The sequence below is a fragment of the Phenylobacterium sp. genome, assembly GCF_036402295.1.
Classification (GTDB): domain Bacteria; phylum Pseudomonadota; class Alphaproteobacteria; order Caulobacterales; family Caulobacteraceae; genus Phenylobacterium.
Genome location: NZ_DASWTE010000330.1, coordinates 1 through 5,578, shown reverse-complemented (window position 1 = coordinate 5,578; position 5,578 = coordinate 1). Strand labels below are relative to the sequence as shown.

Below are 5,578 nucleotides of genomic sequence, written 5' to 3'. Positions count from 1 at the left end.
CGCCGGCGCCCGGGCGCTGCACATCGACGACAAGGTCGGCAACCTTCGGCCCGGCAAGGAGGCCGACTTCCTCGTCCTCGACCTCGCCGCCACGCCGCTGCTCGCGCGTCGCACCGCCAAGGCCCGCACGCTGGCCGAGACCCTCTTCGTGCTCGCCGTGCTGGCAGACGACCGCTGCGTCGAGCGCACCTACCTCATGGGCGAGCTCGCCCACGCGCGTCAGCCGACCTAGGGGTTGCCTCCGCCTCCGAGCGCCCGACTATGCGGCCAGGCCTCGGGGGAATCGCGTGCTCCGTCTTCTCGTGTTCATCGCCGCGCTGCTGGCGCCCGCCGCGGCGCTCGCCGCGCCGATCCCGATCAAGGTGGTCGTGGTCACCGCCTTCGAGATCGGCGCCGACACCGGCGACATGGCGGGCGAGCTCCAGCTGTGGGTCGAGCGGTATCCGGCGATCGAGACCGTCGCGATCCCCGGCGTCGAGCGGCCGGCGCGGCTCACCAAGGACGGCGTGCTGGTCATCAACACCGGCATGTTCGGACGCGCCCGAACCTCGCTGGCGGCGCTGGTCGCCGACCCGCGCTTCGACCTCTCCAAGGCCTACTGGCTGATGGCCGGAATCGCGGGCGTCGATCCGAAGACGGGCTCCATCGGCAGCGCCGCCTGGTCAGACTGGGTGGTCGACGGCGATCCGCTCTACGAGATCGACGACCGCGAGATCATCGCCGGCTGGCCGTGGGGCCTCTACGCCGCCAACTCGAACGGCCCCGGCGAGAAGGGCAACCATGAGGGCGCCAGCGGCATGGCCTGGCGGCTCGATCCCGGCCTCACCCGCTGGGCCTACGAGCTGACCCGCAGCATCGACCTGCCCGACAACGCCAAGCTGGCCGCCGATCGCGCTGGCTACCGCGAGGAGCCGGCGGCCCAGAAGCCGCCGCACGTGTTCATCGGCGCGAGCCTGGGGACGGTCCGCTTCTGGCACGGCGAGCTGCGCACGCGCTGGGCCCGCGACTGGGTCCGCGTCCAGACCGACGGCCAGGGCGTGCTGACCATGACCGACGGCGAGGACCAGGCCGTGCTCGACACCCTGGCGCTGTTCGCGGCTTCGAAGCGCGTCGATCCCCGCCGCGTGCTGATCCTCCGGACCGCCAGCAACTACTCACGCCCCGGCGCGGGCAAGCCGAACCGCATCGCCTTCGCCGATGGCGGCCTCGAGGCCGGAGTCGAGGCGGCCTATCGCGTCGGCGCGCCGGTTGTGAAGGCCCTGGTCGCGGGATGGGACCGCTACGCCGACGCGCTGCCGCAAGGGATCGCCAAATGAGCCTGCTCGAGAAGACCTTCCAGCTCCGCGAGCGCGGGACCAGCGTCCAGACCGAGGTTCTGGCCGGCGCCACCACCTTCCTGACCATGGCCTACATCGTGCTGGTCAACCCGGCGATCCTGTCGACCACGGGGATGCCGCTGGCCGGCGTCGCGGCCGCCACATGCCTGGCGGCGGGCGTCGGCTGCCTGCTGATGGGCTTCCTCGCCAACTACCCGATCGCGCTGGCGCCCGGCATGGGGCTGAACGCCTACTTCGCCTTCACCGTCGTCCAGGGCATGGGCGTGCCATGGCAGACGGCGCTGGGGCTGGTCTTCATCTCCGGCGTGCTGTTCTTCGTGCTGACCCTGGCCGGCGTGCGCCAGCTCATCGTCAGCGCCATCCCACGGGCGCTGTTCTCGGCCATCGCCGCCGGCATCGGCCTCTTCATCGCCTTCATCGGCCTGCGCGGCGCCGGCCTCGTGGTGGACAACCCGGCGACCTTGGTGACCCTCGGCGAGGTCAAGGCGCCGACGACGCTGCTCGCGCTCCTGGGTCTCGCCATCCTCTCCATACTGATGGTGCTGAAGGTGCGCGGCGCGATCTTCATCGGCATCGTCGCCACGGCCGTCCTGGGCTGGCTGCTCGGCCTCGCGACCTGGAGCCCGCAGCCCTACAGCTTCGAGGAGATGACGGGCACGGCGCTGAAACTCGACATTCCCGCCGCCCTGGGTATCGGCGGGCACGGCTTCGGCCTGGCCCTGCTGGAAATCCTGTTCGTCTTCCTGTTCGTCGACCTGTTCGACAACGTCGGCACCCTGGTCGCCGTCTCCAAGAAGGCTGGCCTGATGCGGCCCGACGGCACGATCCCGCGACTGAACCGCATTCTGTTCGCCGACGCCGGCGCCACGGTCGTGGGCTCGCTTGCCGGCACGTCAACGGTGGTCAGCTACATCGAGAGCGCCTCGGGCGTCTCGGCGGGCGGGCGCACCGGCCTCACCGCCATCGTCACCGGCCTGCTGTTCCTGGCCACGCTCTTCGTCGCGCCCTGGGCCCAGGTGATCCCGGCGGCGGCCACGGCCCCGGCGCTGATCCTGGTGGGCGGGATGATGATGGCCCCGCTCACCGAGATCGACTGGGACGACCCGGTGGTCGCCATCCCGGCGTTCCTCACGCTGGTGACCATCCCGCTGACTTTCTCCATCGCCAACGGCCTGGCCTTCGGCGTCATCGCCTATGCGCTGCTCAAGCTCGCCACCCGCCGCATCGCCAAGGGTGACTGGCTGCTCTTCGCGCTGGCGGCGCTGTTCGTGGCGCGGTTCGTCTACATGGCGGTGGAGGGGTAGCGGCCGCGCTACCGCCCCGCCTCGAACGCCTTCAGCAGCCGCTCGTGACGCCACTGCTCGCGCGCCTTGTCGCTCTTCGCCACCAGGTCCGCGCAGGCGCCCCGCGGCGCCTCGGCCCCGATCTGCCCTGCGCACGCCGCCACCGGGCGCTTGTAGACGTTCGGATCGGCCCACAGCCCTTCGCCGGCCAGGAAGCTGAAGGCGATGCCGTTGCGGGCCGCGGTCTTCAGGTCCCCGTAGGTCGCCCCGTTGCGGATCGCGAAGGCGTAATCTCCCCAGAGTTCGTGGCGGGTGATCCCGCTGTCGTCGGTGGAGAACGCGACCGGAATGCCCATCTTCCGGAACCAGGCGTAGGGGTGCGCCTCAGGCGGCACCTCAAGGATCACCGAGTTCGAGACGAGGTTGGTCTCGATCAGCACGCCCTTCGCCGCCATCTCGCGAGCCACCGCCTGCGCGTCGACTTCCAGCGGCAGCGCCGTCCCGTGGCCGATGCGCCGGGCGCCGGCGATCCGCACCGCGTCGGTGACGTGATGGCTGATCGTCTTCGGCGCCACCAGCTTCAGATTCAGCTCGCCGGCGTGCAGCGCCACAGGCGTCTTGCGGCCCGTGTCCGTGAGCTCGGCCACGATCCGCATGTGGACGTCGTAATGCTTGGTCGACTCGTAGCTGTCCTCGGGCGACACCAGCTGCAGTCCCACCCAGCGCTTGTCGGCGGCGACCACGGCGACGCCCAACTGCAGCTGCGCCATCGTCTGCTCGGGCTTGCCGTCGCGCATCGCCTGGAAGAGGTAGCGGGCCGTCACCTGGCAGCCGGGGCTGGCATGCGGCGCGCCGCACTTCATCACCTCGCGGGCGCGCGCCTCCATTGCGTCGGTGTCGGCGATCACGGCTGGGACCAGCTTCTCGATCCCGGCCTCGGTCAGGGCCGCTCTGGTGGCGGCCGCGTCGCCCTTCCAGCCCACCTGAGCGCCCAGCGCGCGGGCGGGGAAGTACTGCGGTGTCACCATCAGCTCGACGTAGAAGGTGTTCTGCCGCGCCAGCCCCTCCAGCGTCTCGGCCAGCGCGTCGCCCGTCCGCTTCGGCGTCGTCCCCCGGCGCGCGAACGCGGTGAAGAACTGATCGTGGGCCGAGCGGTCGCGGAAGCCCGGATGGCGCGTGCTCAGGCTGTCGATCATGGCCGAGCGCAGCGCCTCGCTCGTGGCGATGTCGGCGGCCGGCCGCAGGTTCTCGCCGGTGCAACTCAGCCGGATCGCCAGCTCGACGGTGTCGATGCAGAGCTTGTCCTCGATCGCCCACTCCAGGATCAGCTCCGGGGGCGTGCCGCCGCCCATGTGGTTGTGCAGCTCGCCGCCCTTCGGGAAGGCCTTCAGCGTCGCGGCCAGTTCGGCCGCCGACATCCTGGCCAGGTCGGGCGCGGCCGCAGCCGGCGTCGCCACCGAAAGCGCGGCGACCAGGGTCCATGAGATTCGTCGCATGGTCGCAAGCGGGCCCGAGCTTGGCCGCGCGGTCAAGCGCGCTATGGCGCAACGCCGGCGTTTGCCTTCTCCTCCGGCGATGGACGCCGCCGACCTCATCACCCGCCTGAAGCTGCAGCCGCATCCGGAGGGCGGCTGGTACCGCGAGACCTGGCGCTCGGAGACCGCCCTGCCCGACGGCCGCGCCGCCGGTACGTCGATCCTGTTCCTGCTGGAGGCCGGCCAGCGCTCGCACTGGCACCGCGTCGACGCCGAGGAGATGTGGATCTTCCAGGCCGGCCAGGCCCTGAACCTGCGAACCGCCCAGGGCTCCGACATCACCGAGACCCGCCTCGGCCCCGGCCCCGGCCAGTCGCCGCAGCACCTGGTCCGCACGAACGAATGGCAGTCGGCCGAAGCCGACCGCGGCTGGACGCTCGTCGCCTGCGTCGTGGTCCCGGGGTTCCGCTTCCAGGGCTTCGAGCTCGCCCCGCCCGGCTGGACGCCTAGCTGAAGAGCGCCAGCGCGAACGGCGCGATGAAGGTCAGGAAGCTCGCGATGAGGCCGCCCAGCAGGATGCGGTAGGCGTAGCCCAGGTAGCGGTACTTCTTGAACGCGAGCACCCGGCCGTTCTGGTAGATGTCGTGGGCGATGGTCTCGTAGGTGGCCTGCTGATCCACGGCGATGGTGGTGACCATCCGCACGAATTCCTCCTCGGGAAGCTGGGTGAACGAGCCGAAGAACAGCACGTTGCCGGGCCCGGTGGCCTTGGGCGGCGTCTTCACCGACGGCAGCACCGTCAGGATCGCCAGCGTCGCGGCCATGAAAGCGGCCGCGGCCAGGATCATCAGCGGGGCCACCGGCGCGCGGCCCCCCATCTGGCCCACGGTGATCGTGAAGATCACGAAGGTCGCCGCCAGCAGCATATTGGCCTTCTGGTCGGCCATCTGGCTGAGCTGATACTGGATCGACATCGACGTCCGCAGCAGGTGGACGCCGTCGGGCCCATAGGCCGGCTTGTCCGGCGCTGGCTGCACGCTCATCTCGCCCCCTCCGGCGGCTTCGCGGCGCCAGTCTAGAGGTCTCCTCAGGTGTACGCGATGCCGAACAGTCGCAGCGCATAGGGCGCCAGGAACGCGACAAGCGCCCCGATCAGCCCGGCCAGCAGGATGCGGTAGGCGTAGCTCAGGAAGCGATACTTCTTGAACGCGAGCACCCGGCCGTTCTGGTAGATCTCGTGCGCGAACGCCTCGAAGGTGACCCGCGGGTTCAGCGCCACGGTCATCAGGCGCTCGACGAACTCGTCCTCCGAAAGCTGGGTGTAGGAGCCGAAAAACAGCAGGTTCGCCGGCCCGTCCGGCCGCGGTGGGACCTTCACCGACGGCAGCACGGCCAGCACCGCCAGGCACGCCGCGAAGAAGGCCGCCGCGCCTAGGATCATCAGCGGCAACGGCCGCGCGCCTGTGTTGCCCAGGCTGATGCT

The 5,578-nt window shown here is 70.5% G+C and carries 7 protein-coding genes; 4 read left to right on the top strand and 3 right to left on the bottom strand.

Going from position 1 to position 5,578, the window contains the following annotated elements:
* The 3 genes from VGD44_RS19645 to VGD44_RS19635 form a co-directional block, all read left to right on the top strand.
* Positions 1 to 232: amidohydrolase family protein (locus VGD44_RS19645; RefSeq protein ID WP_331090072.1), on the top strand; the 232-nt coding region annotated here is incomplete at its 5' end.
* Between the two features lie 55 nt (positions 233 to 287).
* Positions 288 to 1,316, top strand: a complete 1,029-nt coding sequence (locus VGD44_RS19640) for a purine nucleoside permease (RefSeq protein ID WP_331090071.1) — start codon at positions 288 to 290, stop codon at positions 1,314 to 1,316.
* Positions 1,313 to 2,641, top strand: coding sequence for an NCS2 family permease (locus tag VGD44_RS19635; RefSeq protein WP_331090070.1), 1,329 nt, complete (start codon positions 1,313 to 1,315; stop codon positions 2,639 to 2,641). The genes VGD44_RS19640 and VGD44_RS19635 overlap by 4 nt, the downstream gene beginning before the upstream one ends.
* An 8-nt stretch (positions 2,642 to 2,649) precedes the next feature.
* Here the strand turns inward: VGD44_RS19635 and VGD44_RS19630 are convergent, their stop codons facing one another.
* Complete coding sequence (locus tag VGD44_RS19630) at positions 2,650 to 4,116, bottom strand: adenosine deaminase (RefSeq protein WP_331090069.1); 1,467 nt, start codon at positions 4,114 to 4,116, stop codon at positions 2,650 to 2,652.
* A 79-nt stretch (positions 4,117 to 4,195) separates the two neighbouring features.
* Here VGD44_RS19630 and VGD44_RS19625 point away from each other — a divergent pair, with 79 nt between their 5' ends.
* Entirely contained in the window at positions 4,196 to 4,609 is a 414-nt protein-coding gene (locus VGD44_RS19625) for a cupin domain-containing protein (RefSeq protein WP_331090068.1), read from the top strand.
* Here VGD44_RS19625 and VGD44_RS19620 read toward each other — a convergent pair.
* Both VGD44_RS19620 and VGD44_RS19615 read right to left on the bottom strand, forming a co-directional pair.
* A complete protein-coding gene (locus VGD44_RS19620) occupies positions 4,602 to 5,138 on the bottom strand; it encodes a Pycsar system effector family protein (protein ID WP_331090067.1) in 537 nt (178 codons plus the stop codon). The two genes, VGD44_RS19625 and VGD44_RS19620, sit on opposite strands and share 8 nt — an antisense overlap.
* Before the next feature lie 44 nt (positions 5,139 to 5,182).
* Positions 5,183 to 5,578 (bottom strand): Pycsar system effector family protein (locus VGD44_RS19615; RefSeq protein WP_331090066.1); only part of this gene is annotated, 396 nt, incomplete at its 5' end.